15 protein-coding genes are annotated in these 11,618 nt (G+C 41.4%); 8 read left to right on the top strand and 7 right to left on the bottom strand.

Annotated elements, in window-relative coordinates:
- Window positions 1-34 precede the first annotated feature (34 nt).
- Window positions 35-1,480 carry a SulP family inorganic anion transporter gene (locus ACE01R_RS00310; RefSeq protein WP_395544330.1) on the bottom strand — a complete coding sequence of 482 codons (1,446 nt, stop codon included), beginning with the start codon at window positions 1,478-1,480 and terminating at the stop codon, window positions 35-37.
- Window positions 1,481-1,699: 219 nt separating this feature from the next.
- Between ACE01R_RS00310 and ACE01R_RS00315 the strand changes: the two genes are divergently transcribed.
- Window positions 1,700-2,311, top strand: a complete 612-nt coding sequence (locus ACE01R_RS00315; protein WP_395543979.1) for a glutathione binding-like protein — start codon at window positions 1,700-1,702, stop codon at window positions 2,309-2,311.
- A 53-nt stretch (window positions 2,312-2,364) separates the two neighbouring features.
- Here ACE01R_RS00315 and ACE01R_RS00320 read toward each other — a convergent pair whose 3' ends face one another.
- From ACE01R_RS00320 to ACE01R_RS00340, 5 genes are all read right to left on the bottom strand, one after another.
- Window positions 2,365-3,150 (bottom strand): thiazole synthase, encoded by a 786-nt coding sequence (locus ACE01R_RS00320; protein ID WP_086200191.1) that lies wholly within the window; start codon window positions 3,148-3,150, stop codon window positions 2,365-2,367.
- A gap of 11 nt (window positions 3,151-3,161) precedes the next feature.
- Entirely contained in the window at window positions 3,162-3,359 is a 198-nt protein-coding gene (gene thiS, locus ACE01R_RS00325) for a sulfur carrier protein ThiS (protein ID WP_395544331.1), read from the bottom strand.
- Window positions 3,360-3,377: 18 nt separating this feature from the next.
- Window positions 3,378-3,743: a DUF423 domain-containing protein gene (locus ACE01R_RS00330; protein WP_395543980.1), complete on the bottom strand. Its 366-nt coding sequence runs from the start codon at window positions 3,741-3,743 to the stop codon at window positions 3,378-3,380.
- Between the two features lie 147 nt (window positions 3,744-3,890).
- Window positions 3,891-4,760 carry an RNA polymerase sigma factor RpoH gene (gene rpoH / locus ACE01R_RS00335; RefSeq protein WP_395543981.1) on the bottom strand — a complete coding sequence of 290 codons (870 nt, stop codon included), beginning with the start codon at window positions 4,758-4,760 and terminating at the stop codon, window positions 3,891-3,893.
- A 140-nt stretch (window positions 4,761-4,900) separates the two neighbouring features.
- Window positions 4,901-5,134 carry a sulfurtransferase TusA family protein gene (locus tag ACE01R_RS00340; protein ID WP_395543982.1) on the bottom strand — a complete coding sequence of 78 codons (234 nt, stop codon included), beginning with the start codon at window positions 5,132-5,134 and terminating at the stop codon, window positions 4,901-4,903.
- Window positions 5,135-5,517: 383 nt separating this feature from the next.
- Between ACE01R_RS00340 and ACE01R_RS00345 the strand changes: the two genes are divergently transcribed.
- Entirely contained in the window at window positions 5,518-5,730 is a 213-nt protein-coding gene (locus ACE01R_RS00345) for a cold-shock protein (RefSeq protein ID WP_004648643.1), read from the top strand.
- A gap of 97 nt (window positions 5,731-5,827) precedes the next feature.
- On the top strand, window positions 5,828-6,979 hold the full coding sequence (gene rhlB, locus ACE01R_RS00350; protein WP_395543984.1) for an ATP-dependent RNA helicase RhlB: 1,152 nt from the start codon (window positions 5,828-5,830) through the stop codon (window positions 6,977-6,979).
- Window positions 6,980-7,108: 129 nt separating this feature from the next.
- Here the strand turns inward: rhlB and ACE01R_RS00355 are convergent, their stop codons facing one another.
- The gene (locus ACE01R_RS00355; protein WP_395543985.1) at window positions 7,109-7,489 is read right to left on the bottom strand and encodes a hypothetical protein; all 381 of its coding nucleotides are present in this window, start codon (window positions 7,487-7,489) and stop codon (window positions 7,109-7,111) included.
- A gap of 225 nt (window positions 7,490-7,714) precedes the next feature.
- On the opposite strand from ACE01R_RS00355, the gene ACE01R_RS00360 reads away from it, so the two are divergent.
- From ACE01R_RS00360 to gspM, 5 genes are all read left to right on the top strand, one after another.
- The gene (locus ACE01R_RS00360; protein ID WP_395543986.1) at window positions 7,715-8,290 is read left to right on the top strand and encodes a nitroreductase; all 576 of its coding nucleotides are present in this window, start codon (window positions 7,715-7,717) and stop codon (window positions 8,288-8,290) included.
- 33 nt (window positions 8,291-8,323) lie between these two features.
- Complete coding sequence (locus tag ACE01R_RS00365) at window positions 8,324-9,397, top strand: NAD(P)H-dependent glycerol-3-phosphate dehydrogenase (RefSeq protein WP_395543987.1); 1,074 nt, start codon at window positions 8,324-8,326, stop codon at window positions 9,395-9,397.
- A gap of 72 nt (window positions 9,398-9,469) precedes the next feature.
- Window positions 9,470-9,925, top strand: a complete 456-nt coding sequence (locus ACE01R_RS00370; RefSeq protein ID WP_395543988.1) for a phosphoglycerate mutase family protein — start codon at window positions 9,470-9,472, stop codon at window positions 9,923-9,925.
- 30 nt (window positions 9,926-9,955) lie between these two features.
- A complete protein-coding gene (gene gspL, locus ACE01R_RS00375; RefSeq protein WP_395543989.1) occupies window positions 9,956-11,095 on the top strand; it encodes a type II secretion system protein GspL in 1,140 nt (379 codons plus the stop codon).
- Window positions 11,095-11,574, top strand: a complete 480-nt coding sequence (gene gspM / locus ACE01R_RS00380; RefSeq protein WP_395543990.1) for a type II secretion system protein GspM — start codon at window positions 11,095-11,097, stop codon at window positions 11,572-11,574. Before gspL ends, gspM begins: the two co-directional genes overlap by 1 nt.
- Window positions 11,575-11,618 lie beyond the last annotated feature (44 nt).

Below are 11,618 nucleotides of genomic sequence, written 5' to 3' on the forward strand. Positions count from 1 at the left end.
AAAAATAAAGAGCCCGAAAACGCTTAATATTTCTTCAGGACTGGTTATATTGGTCAATCAAGGTGCTGCTGGCTTCATTCAGCCCGATCAAAGTAGTTTGAATGCCTTTATCTGCAAATTTTTGTACGACTGAATTCAGCATGTTCGCTGAAGTAATGTCCCAAATATGCGCATGCGTCAGATCAATGGTGACTTGCTCGATGTGTTCCTGAAAGTTAAAAAACTGGAAAAATTTTTCTGAACTGCTAAAGAAAATTTGCCCGGTAACAACATAGTTACGTTGCTTATTGTGCAAGGTGGATTGTACTTTCACTTCACTTTCAAGCTTATTGATGATGAACAGCGCAGACAGCAGCACACCAGTCAACACGCCCAAAGCCAGGTTATGCGTTGCCAGTACCACAATCACCACAGCAATCATCACCACATTAAATGCAGCAGGATGCTGACGGAACTGTTTCACTGAGTCCCATTGGAAAGTAGTGAAGGCTACCATCACCATAATCGCCACCAATGCTGCCATCGGCACATAAGCCAACCAGTCTTTGAAGAAAACGACCAGACAGAGTAAAAATACCCCAGCCACCAAAGTCGACAGTCGGGTACGTGCACCTGAAGAAACGTTAATAATCGACTGGCCGATCATGGCACAACCCGCCATACCGCCCATAAAACCGCTGACAATATTTGCAATTCCTTGGCCACGACATTCTTGATGGCGGTCAGCCTCCGTTCCGGTGATTTCATTAATCACCGTGGTGGTCATCATGGTTTCAAGTAAACCGATCGTAGCAAGGGTGATGGAATAAGGAAAGATGATCTGTAGTGTTTCAAAGTTCAGCGGAATGTCTGGAATCAGGAAAATTGGCAAAGTCTCGGGGAACTGTCCTAAATCACTGACAGTACGCATGTCGGCACCCAAAAATACTGCTAAAGCACTCAGCACAACAATACAGACCAAAGGTGAGGGAATGGTTTTGCCAATTTTGGGCAGATAAGGAAACAGGTAAATAATGCCTAGTCCCATCACCATAAATAAATAGCCTAAGCTATCCATTTTATTAATTTCCGGCAGTTGTGCGGCAAAAATTAAAATGGCGAGAGCATTTAAAAAACCATACACCACAGACTGCGATACAAAGCGCATCAGTTTTGCGACTTTAAAATAGCCTGCAATGACTTGAATGATGCCGGTTAAAATCGTCGCAGCCAGTAAATATTGCAGTCCATAATCTTTCACCAAGGTAATCATCAGCAAGGCCAGGGCACCTGTAGCCGCAGAAATCATGGCAGGACGACCGCCAAAGAAAGCAATCGTTACCGCTATACAGAAAGAGGCATATAAGCCTACTTGCGGGTCAACACCAGCGATAGCCGAAAAAGCGATAGATTCGGGAATTAAGGCTAAACCGACCACCAATCCGGCCAATACATCGCTACGGATATTGGAAAACCATTGTTCTTTTTTAAGGCTAATCACACGAATTGATTTCATCAAATTTTAAAGGTGCGTATGGTAAAACAAGTTCAGTCAAAAAAGCATATGAATTTGACTTGAAAATATGCGAAATTTAGACAATATTCAGAAGGTAAATGATTTTTATATATTTACGCTTTTTTGCAATTTACAGGTTTGATCACTTGAAAGTTTGTTAGAAGCCATTTAAAACAGTGAATAGACATATAACAAGGATCAGGTATGAAGCTTTATTATTCTCCAGGTGCATGCTCTTTAGCGTCTCACATTATTTTGAATGAAATTAATGTAGATTTTGACTTGGAACGCGTTGATTTAAAAACACACAAGACAGAAAAAGGGGCTGATTATTACGAGATTAATCCTAAAGGTTATGTTCCTGCTCTAGAAATTAATCCAGGTTTGATCCTTACTGAAAACGTTGCCATTTTACCTTTCCTTGCTCAGCATGACCCTAAACAAGATTTGATTCCGCCATCCGGGCTAGGACGTGCCAAAGTTCTCGAATGGTTGGGATATTTAAACTCAGAATTACATGATGCTTATGCGGTTTTCTTTGGTGCTCCTCTGGAAAAAGAAGCAAAAGAAAAAGCTTATGCAGAAATCGACCGTTTATTGACTTATATCGATAAAGTGATTGGCGAGTCGGATAATGATTATCTGGTAGATGATAACTTTGGCCCTGCAGATGCATATTTATTCGTATTAACCAACTGGTCGAATGGTATTGAACATGACTTAATGCCGTATAAGAATATTATTGCCTTGCGTAATAAAGTGGCAGAACGCCAATCGGTACAAATTGCCATGCGCGATGAAGGTTTGATTCCTTAATTGGAGTGCATAAAAAAAGGACTCATTTGAGTCCTTTTTTTTGTTGGTAGATTTTATTTAAAGAAGTAACCGGTTTCAGGTGAGCTAGCATTGGCCATGCGTTTACGCGGCATACGGCCTGCAAGGAATGCTTCACGACCGGCTTCAACTGCTTTTTTCATGGCAGAGGCCATTAAAATTGGGTTTTGTGCAGCAGCAATCGCAGTATTCATCAGTACGCCGTCACAGCCTAGTTCCATCGCAATTGCAGCATCACTTGCTGTACCTACGCCTGCATCAACCAGTACAGGAACTTTGGCATTTTCTTTAATAATCGAAATGGTATGCGGATTTAAAATCCCCAAACCTGAACCAATCAGGCTACCTAAGGGCATAATTGCTACACAGCCCATGCTTTCCAATTCCTGAGCAATAATCGGATCATCCGAGGTATAGACCATGATCTCGAAGCCATCATCAATCAAGGTGCGGGCAGCTTTTAAGGTTTCTGTGACATTTGGATAAAGGGTTTTTTCATCGCCTAAAACTTCTAGTTTAACCAGATTGTGACCATCCAGCAGTTCACGTGCCAGCATACAGGTACGCACTGCACTGTTGGCATCAAAGCAGCCTGCCGTATTGGGTAGAATGGTATATTTTTCTGGAGGAACAACCGAAAGCAAATTCGGCTGATCAGGATGCTGACCAATATTAACCCGGCGGATTGCAACCGTGACGATCTCTGCGCCACTAGCCTGAATAGCCAAGTCGGTTTCAGTTAAATCTTTATATTTACCTGTACCGACCAATAAACGTGAATTAAATGTACGTGAACCAATTATTAGCGGGGTGTCTTCCATGGGAGCTCCGATTAACCGCCACCGACGGCATGAATAATTTCAATATGATCTTCAGCGCAAATAGGGGTCTGTGCCAATCTGCTTTTGGAAATAATCATTTCATTCTGCTCTACAGCAAAACGTTTACCTTCAAGTTTAAGTTCTTGAATTAATTCTAATAAATTAGTGCACGAGGTATTTTTTGCTTCGCCATTCAAATAAATCTGCATCATTAATTCCCTTTAATTTTATTTCACGTATTTAAAGGCATTCCACGCCAGAACCAGCCATCCTGCAATCATCAAAGCGCCACCAAACGGGGTAATTGCCCCTAAAACGCGGGGTAGACCTAAGGCCATCACATAGAGTGAACCACAGAAAAATAAAATGCCAATTTGAATCAGCACGAAACTGGCTTTAATAGGAAGTTGGGGGATGACTCTGGCTAAAATGGCAAGTGCCAAAAGCCCAAGTGCGTGATAGAAAAAATAGTCAGTTGCAGTTTGCCACCAAGCCAATTGTGCTTCAGTTGCCCGTGTTTTTAAGCCATGAGCACCAAAAGCACCGAGCATGACAGCAAAAGCTAAATTGAGGGCTGAAATTGCAATCCACATAAGCAATGACTACCTGAGTAAATTTGCGCATAACTTAGCATATTCTGGTACTTGCACGAAAGGCAAAATGCAACATTACTGCAGCCTGAAGATGAAAAAAGAGCACGCAGCCCTTTTTTCAAAATATCATTAAATAGATTCGGTCACTTAGTTGGAAGACATGGCCACTTTAATTTTTTCCATGGCATTTTTCTCAAGCTGGCGAATACGCTCGGCAGATACGTTATATTCCGCTGCCAGTTCATGCAGGGTTGATTTCTCGTCGTCAAGCCAGCGGCGCTGTAAGATATTACGTGAACGATCATCCAGCTGATCCATGGCATCATGCAGGGCAGAAGTACTTTGTTCTTCGTAGTCTTCTTCTTCAGCTAAACGAGCAGGGTCGTAACGGTTGTCTTCCAGATATAAGGCTGGAGCAACATGGGTTGAACCTTCATCATCGTCATCACCTTGCGCTTCAAATGCAGCATCATAGGCAGTTAGACGACCTTCCATTTCCAGCACCTGTTCATGTGTGACATTCAGGTCATTGGCAATGGATTGTGCTTCATCCAGAGTGAGTTTTTTACTGGATTTTTTTAAGCTGCGCAGATTGAAAAACAATTTGCGTTGAGCTTTTGTGGTGGCAATTTTCACAATACGCCAGTTACGAATCACATATTCATGAATTTCAGCTTTAATCCAGTGCACGGCAAAAGATACCAAGCGCACGCCCATATTCGGGTCAAAGCGTTTCACGGCTTTCATTAAGCCCAGGTTGCCTTCCTGAATCAGGTCGCCTTGTGGCAAACCATAACCGGCATAACTGCGGGCAATATGAACCACAAAACGCAAATGTGACATCACCAGCATTTTTGCGGCATCTAAATCTTGGTCGTAATAGTAGCGTTCGGCTAACTCTTTTTCTTGTTCAGCCGTCAAAATAGGAATCTGATTGACGGTACTTATATAAGCACCGAGATTTACCCCTGGTGCCGATAATGACAGGGGCATCAATCGATTGCTGCTGTCACTCATGTGTTCTCCTTTAGAGTTGGATGACATAACCATCTTAATAAATTTATCTTAATCCAATATTTTCTTGAATTAAGGAATATTGGGTAGAGAAATGTAATTTTTTATGCACATTTGAAACGTTCTAGTTTAATTGAAAATAATTAAGATTCAATTAAGTAGTGATACTCAGAATCAGAAATTTTAGTCATATCACAGTTCATTTGATGCATCTGGCAATAACGGCTTACATCTTGCTGACTATGAGGGTCTGAAGATTTGAGTAGAAATATGCCACCTGATTTATTCTTGATCGCTCGCTTAAGCATCAATAATGGCATGGGGCAAGGTTTGCCCATGGCATCAATGATTATTGCTGAATTGGCCTGATCGTTCATCACATTCAATATCTAATTAAATTTATATAAATATTAGCAAATTTAGTGCCAAAGCCCAATAAAATTATATAACTTCAACATAAAAGTACTTATCTAAAATAAGGAAATAATTAGTAAAAAATAAGCTGAATCAAAAAGAAGATTAATCGAAAAAAAAAGTATGAATTGTTAGAAACCCGTGTTAAGCTCCTTGCGTATTCAAAATTAATGACACTATTTAAGGCGTCTTAAAATTGGATATTGCAATGGATGTAACCGGGATTTTGTTAATAGTAATACAGAATGATTACAAGCTTAGAAATAATAATTATTTTTAAACCTTGTTTACTCTGCTGTTTGCAACACCGGGTGGTCCTTTAATTAAATACAATGAGGATTAACTTATGACAGCTCGTGAACAAGGCGTAGTTAAATGGTTCAACGACACTAAAGGCTTCGGCTTTATTCAACGTAACGGCGGCGATGACGTATTCGTTCATTTCCGTGCTATCCAAGGTGACGGCCACCGTTCACTTCGTGACGGTCAACGTGTTGAATTCAGCGTAGTTAAAGGTCAAAAAGGCTTCCAAGCTGAAGAAGTACAACCTTTAGACTAATCGCCTGATTATTCATGAGAACGCCCCAATGTAATTTGGGGCGTTTTTGTTTATAATGGGTTCCTATTTTCCTGATATTAAGTTAGAGCACATTTATATGTCATCTGGTTTTGAAACCTTAAATTTACATCCGAAACTGAAACAGGCAATTGATGCTTTAGGTTTCAAAGAAATGACACCTATTCAGGAAAAGGTTTTAAAATTCACTTTGGCTGGTCATGATGCCATTGGTCGTGCACAAACCGGTACAGGGAAAACAGCAGCTTTCCTGGTGAGTGTAATTAATGATTTACTCAACAATCCGATTAAAGAACAACGCTTTCGTGGCGAAGCGCGTGCGCTGATTCTTGCTCCAACCCGTGAACTGGCCTTACAGATTGAAAGTGATGCCAAAGAGCTCACCAAATTTACCGATTTGCACCTGGTGACATTGCTGGGCGGTGTAGATTTTGATAAGCAGAGAGCACAGCTGGATAAAAAGTTTGTCGATATTATTGTTGCAACTCCAGGTCGTTTAATCGATTTTGTCGAGCAAAAAGAAGTCTGGCTGGATCAGATTGAATTTTTAGTGATTGATGAAGCGGACCGTTTGCTGGATATGGGTTTTATTCCATCGGTAAAACGTATCGTGCGTTTTTCTCCGCGTAAAGAACAACGTCAGACCTTAATGTTCTCTGCCACTTTTAGTTATGATGTGTTGAATTTGGCACAGCAGTGGTTGTTCGAACCGGTGACTGTAGAAATTGAGCCAGAAAAGAAAACCAATGCTGATGTAGAACAGCGTGTTTATATGGTTGCAAAAACAGATAAATATAAGTTGTTGCAAGAAATTTTACGTGATGAACCGATTGAAAAGGTCATGATTTTTGCCAATCGTCGTGATCAGGTACGTAAACTTTATGATCACCTGAAAAAAGACGGTTATAAAGTGGTGATGCTGTCTGGTGAAATAGCACAGGACAAGCGCTTAAAAATGCTGGACCAGTTTAAGCATGGTCAACATAATATTATGATCGCGACTGATGTTGCAGGTCGTGGTATTCATGTGGATGGCGTTTCGCATGTCATTAACTTTACCCTGCCTGAACAGTCAGATGACTATGTTCATCGTATTGGCCGTACTGGCCGTGCGGGAACCCGTGGAGTCAGTATCAGTTTCCTTTCTGAAGATGATGCGTTCTATCTTCCGGAAATTGAAAAGGCCATTGGTCAGAAATTACCTTTAACCCGTTTAGAAGGTTATTGTTAATTTTAATATATCTATCTCAGAATTAAATGATGTGTAAACCAAAAAGCCGCTTATTGAAGCGGCTTTTTGGTTTTTTACTTAGACATCTTTATTGAGTGAATAAGATGAAATAGATCCTTATTAGAGTGTTTAGTTGGCTCGACAAGTGAACGTTAGTACAGTTTGGTAGTCTTCATCACGTGCCAGACTGCCACTTTTGCCAGCCAGGGTGCCAAGTACAGTGGTTGCCGCCTGAATCATTTGTCCAGTTTGTTCATCAACTACACCTTTTAAGGCACCATTGTATTCAGTTTTTTCATTCACGATAACAGGTGTGGCTTTTTTACCACAGGCGTTATTGGCTGCGGTAATCGCGTTATTTTTAGAAATTAAACTGCTTTTACCTATACCCGTCACTTCGTATTGATTATTTTCTTTTTGAATCGCTAATGATGTGGTTGGATTGGATGCACAGGCAGTTAAGGCAAGAGCAACGGCAACAGTTGAAGCGAGCGCAAAAACTTGATTCATCTTTTTCCCCTGGATTGTTTTAGAAAAAATTTAAGTTATTTGAACATGATTTTTTGAATGATATTTGAAGGGCTTGTATAAAAAATGCAGCTTTATATGAGCACTATGTGACTGATAGAGATGCAAGATGAATATTGGAAGAGACATTCACTCAACGCTCTAGAGTATCTGAACAAGATTATGCTAATCTTGGTGAAATATTTTAGTACACAGATATAAAAGTCAATGACGGATTCAGCGGCAGATACGGTTCATCAAAATATTCATCAACGTCAGTCGATTGGGCATTTGGTAGGGCCTGCACCGAATGCGGAGCAACTGGAGAAAGCCTTTCAGGCTGCCTTGACTGCACCAGATCATCATCGTTTAAAGCCCACGCGTTTTGTGGTGATTCCGAGTGATCAGCGTGAAGCTTTTGGCGAGTTGCTGTCCAAAGCTCTGGCGGATTTGGGTGAAACCGATCCAGCACAGTTGGAACGTGTTAAAAACCATCCATTTCGCGCACCACTGCTGGTTTTGGCATTAACCCAATTTCAGCCGCATCCTAAAGTTCCCAATTTTGAACAGACTTTAAGTTCGGGCGCGGCAATCGAAAACTTCTTGTTGTCTTTACAGGTACAGGGTTTTTCCACCATGTGGCGTAGCGGGGCAGTGGTTGAATCACCATTGTTTAAGCGAGTTCTGGGGCTGGCAGAAGATGATTTGATTTCTGGAATTATTTATATTGGAACGGCGGCAAAGGCAATTCCAGCGCGTATAGCAGTGAATACACAAAATTATGTCAGTTATTGGAATAAGTAACTGTATTGAATCATGAGTTGAGATATAAAAATAATGTCAGAGTTGAAATTTTCAGATCTTGTTGAACCGGTTGCAGTTGATAAAAAAACGGCCTTGCGTGTGACCGTGTTGGGTGGTGGTAGTTTTGGTACGGCTATGGCCAATACCGCTGTCCGTAATGGTTGCGACACCATGATCTGGATTCGTGATGAGGCGGCAGCCGAAGAAATTAATCAGACCCATATCAATAAACGCTATTTACCTGATTTTACTTTAGAGTCAGGTTTAAAGGCGGTATCGGATTTAGAAACTGCTGTTTGTAATCGTGACATTATTTTAGTGGCTATTCCTAGCCATTCTTTTCGCGATGTACTGAAACAAATTAAGCCTTTTATTAGCTCGCAGGCCGTCATTTCCTTAACCAAAGGAATTGAGGCGAAAACGTTCCATTTTATGAGTGATATTATTCGTGAAGAACTGCCCCAGGTTCCCTATGGTGTACTTTCCGGACCGAACCTGGCCAAAGAAATTATGGCTGGGCAACCTGCGGGAACGGTGATTGCCAGTCAATCAGAACTGGTGCGTTATGCCGTACAGCAAGCATTACACAGTGCATTATTCCGGGTTTTTGCCAGTGATGATGTACATGGCGTTGAACTGGGCGGGGCATTAAAAAATATCTATGCTGTGGCTATGGGTATGGCTGCTGCTTATAAGGTGGGTGAAAACACCAAGAGCATGATTTTAACCCGTGCACTGGCAGAAATGAGCCGTTTTGCGGTGAAACTGGGTGCAAACCCGCTGACTTTCCTGGGTTTGTCAGGGGTGGGTGACTTGTTTGCAACCTGTAATAGTCCGCTCAGCCGTAACTATCAGGTAGGTTTTGCCTTGGGTTCAGGCAAGACTCTGGAGCAGGCCACCAAAGAATTGGGTCAAACTGCTGAAGGGATTAATACCATTGTGCAGGTGCGCAGCCGTTCGGAAGAATTAGGTGTCTATATGCCGATTACCAGTGCATTATATGATGTGATTTTTGAAGGTGCGCCGCCTTTAAGCATTGCACTTTCACTCATGAAAAATGGTCACCGTAGTGATGTGGAATTTGTTTTGCCGCATAATGAGGTGTAATTTTTAAATCATATTATTGCGTTCATAAAGCTTGGCTATAATGGCTGCATATTCGAAAATAAGGAATTTTTTATGCAACTTACCTTAGTCCGTCATGGTGAAGCTGTTCCAGCGGTACATGGCAATGATGACAAGCGTCCTTTAACCGAGCGTGGACATACGCAGGCGCAGCTTACTGCAGAATATTTAAAGGATATCATTCAGCCTGATGCGTTTGTGGTGAGTCCCTTATTGCGTGCACAAGAAACTCTGGCACATTTGCAACATTATTTTCATGATGTACCTGTGCTGGTGTGCAATAAGATTAAGCCCGATGATGATGCAAAATTGGCAGTGGACTGGTTGTCACAGTTACCTTATGAATCCATTGTGGTGGTGTGTCATATGAATGTGGTGGCACATATTGAATCATTGTTGACAGCAGAACCTTTTCATCCGTATGCTTTGGCTGAAGCGCGGATATATGAGCAGGCAGTGATTGCAACTGGATTATCAACGCAGTTAAAAAGTTTTATTCCAAACGCATAAAATATTAATTAAAACGGCAGAAAAATATTAATGTTGTATATATGGATGCCTGAAGCCAATGGGGTTTGGCAATGGTCGACTGGAGAGCGCTGGTATCCAGCCTCTAGTCTTGAACAATTAATTCAAGAGACTCAAGACCAGCATGGGCAAGAAGCAGTTGTATTTTTCCCTAGTCGTGAAGTGCAGATGCTGCAACAAAGTCTGGCCAAGCCTCAATACAAGAAATTGGGTGCGGACGGAGTAAAATATTTATTAGAAGAATTTGTGGTTTTGCCCATCGATTCAATGAAAATATTGCATCATTTTCAAAACCCAGATCAATTGATCATTTTGGGTGTGGCAAATAGTACGGTTGAAACCTTGCAACATGCCTTGAGTTTAATCCCGGTTAAAGTCGTTTCCTTATTGCCTGATTTTCTCATTTTACCGGTTCCGGAGATGGGGCAAACCATCATTGCGAATTTATCAGGACGCTTGCTGGTACGTGAAAGTGAGTTTAGGGGAAATTCGGTAGATGATTTGTCCCTCTTTTTAGACTATCAGCCTCCGGGTCAGTCTTATAAAATCAGTAATTTTACTGCTGAACAAATGCAAAGCCTTGAAGCTATGGTGACGCATGAACAGATTGAATCTTTTCATTATGAAGTTCCGTTATTAAAGAAAGCACAAAGCCATCCGTTTAATATTCTGCCCAAAGCTAAAAATAGCACGGGTGTATCGGGCTATTGGAAAGCCTGTGCTGTCGTATTGGTCGCAGCTTTAATCATCCAGTTTAGCTATGATGCGACACGCTGGTATAAGTATAAGAAGGTAGCAAACCAGACTGCACAGCAAGCCATTGATCAGTATAAATACTGGTTTGGACAGAGTAGCCGTGTCACCGAACAGAATTTAAAAAGCCAGTTTGAAAGTCATGTGCGCTTGAATAAAAGCGCCAATACCCAAGCCTTGCAGTTACTTAGTCGTATTGGCCCGGTGCTCATGCAAAATCAGATTGTGGCGAATCGTATCCACTACGAGGCTTCGGTCTTAAACATGGAGCTGAAAGCAAACTCATCGACTGTGCTGCAAAATTTAATCCAGCAGCTGAATCAGCAAGGCTTTAAGGCAGAATTAGGCAATATTCAGCCGAATGGTGCAGGTGTAATGGGATTGGTGAAAATACAATAATGAATACATCAGAAAAACTGCAAAACTCGATTGACCAGGCCGTTGAAAGAATCACCGATTATCTGGATCAGCTGTCGCCACGTGAACGTTATATGGTGATTTTTACCACTATTTTTGTTCTGGTTGCGGCTATTGGTTCAGCACTTTGGTATATGCATGCGGCTGCGAATAAACAGCAGAATCGGGTTAATGACTTAAAAGATATGATGGTCTGGATGCAAAGCAATGCAGTGACCATGAAACCGTCTGATGATTTGCAGTTAAGTGCGGCAGATAAAGTTCAGCGTGTTGCCCAGCAGCAGGGATTATCTGTGGCATCGCAGCAAACAGGCGAGCAAATTCAGATTGTGGCAGCGCATGAAAATTATGCCATTTTGGCAAATTTTTTAACTCAATTGGCGCAGATGGGTCTAAGCCTTGAAAAAATAGAGTTAATTTCTGAGGCAGGTCAGATTAAATTAACAGCGACAGTGCAATAATGGGTAAAAATAAAGATCTGTGAAGCATGGTGTTTTGTACAGGC

The sequence above is a fragment of the Acinetobacter sp. BSP-28 genome (assembly GCF_044130285.1).
Taxonomy (GTDB): domain Bacteria; phylum Pseudomonadota; class Gammaproteobacteria; order Pseudomonadales; family Moraxellaceae; genus Acinetobacter.

Excerpts from the sequence above, each read along its gene's own strand:
- ACE01R_RS00330 (WP_395543980.1), bottom strand. The coding sequence starts at position 3,743 with ATGTGGATTGCAATTTCAGCCCTCAATTTAGCTTTTGCTGTCATGCTC.
- ACE01R_RS00365 (WP_395543987.1), top strand. The coding sequence starts at position 8,324 with ATGTCAGAGTTGAAATTTTCAGATCTTGTTGAACCGGTTGCAGTTGAT.
- ACE01R_RS00345 (WP_004648643.1), top strand. The coding sequence starts at position 5,518 with ATGACAGCTCGTGAACAAGGCGTAGTTAAATGGTTCAACGACACTAAA.
- rhlB (WP_395543984.1), top strand. The coding sequence starts at position 5,828 with ATGTCATCTGGTTTTGAAACCTTAAATTTACATCCGAAACTGAAACAG.
- ACE01R_RS00340 (WP_395543982.1), bottom strand. The coding sequence starts at position 5,134 with ATGAACGATCAGGCCAATTCAGCAATAATCATTGATGCCATGGGCAAA.
- gspL (WP_395543989.1), top strand. The coding sequence starts at position 9,956 with ATGTTGTATATATGGATGCCTGAAGCCAATGGGGTTTGGCAATGGTCG.
- thiS (WP_395544331.1), bottom strand. The coding sequence starts at position 3,359 with ATGCAGATTTATTTGAATGGCGAAGCAAAAAATACCTCGTGCACTAAT.
- rpoH (WP_395543981.1), bottom strand. The coding sequence starts at position 4,760 with ATGAGTGACAGCAGCAATCGATTGATGCCCCTGTCATTATCGGCACCA.
- ACE01R_RS00315 (WP_395543979.1), top strand. The coding sequence starts at position 1,700 with ATGAAGCTTTATTATTCTCCAGGTGCATGCTCTTTAGCGTCTCACATT.
- gspM (WP_395543990.1), top strand. The coding sequence starts at position 11,095 with ATGAATACATCAGAAAAACTGCAAAACTCGATTGACCAGGCCGTTGAA.
- ACE01R_RS00320 (WP_086200191.1), bottom strand. The coding sequence starts at position 3,150 with ATGGAAGACACCCCGCTAATAATTGGTTCACGTACATTTAATTCACGT.
- ACE01R_RS00360 (WP_395543986.1), top strand. The coding sequence starts at position 7,715 with ATGACGGATTCAGCGGCAGATACGGTTCATCAAAATATTCATCAACGT.
- ACE01R_RS00355 (WP_395543985.1), bottom strand. The coding sequence starts at position 7,489 with ATGAATCAAGTTTTTGCGCTCGCTTCAACTGTTGCCGTTGCTCTTGCC.
- ACE01R_RS00370 (WP_395543988.1), top strand. The coding sequence starts at position 9,470 with ATGCAACTTACCTTAGTCCGTCATGGTGAAGCTGTTCCAGCGGTACAT.